The 202-nt window shown below is 43.6% G+C and carries 1 protein-coding gene; it reads right to left on the bottom strand.

What is annotated here, in order from left to right; translation table 11 throughout:
- Window positions 1-202: reverse transcriptase domain-containing protein (locus P5674_RS26510; protein ID WP_315670550.1), on the bottom strand; the 202-nt coding region annotated here is incomplete at both ends.

The following is a 202-nucleotide window of genomic DNA, read 5'->3' as shown; positions in this document are numbered from 1 at the left end:
GTTAGCCATTCAGAAATAGCAGTTTTGCACTGTTCAATGATTCCTAGGTCTTTTGAGATAACCACGAAATCATCGGCGTATCGTATTAGGTTGGCTTGTGTGGCTGTTCCTTTATTAGGATACATTTCTTTAACTAGCCTTTCCATACCCAACAGTGCGATGTTGGCGAGTATTGGACTTATTACCCCTCCCTGGGGTGTCC

The organism is Limnospira sp. PMC 289.06 (assembly GCF_032350395.1).
Lineage (GTDB): Bacteria > Cyanobacteriota > Cyanobacteriia > Cyanobacteriales > Microcoleaceae > Limnospira > Limnospira platensis.
The sequence above is the reverse complement of the archived record's forward strand: the minus strand, read 5'-3'. Positions and strand labels throughout refer to the sequence as shown.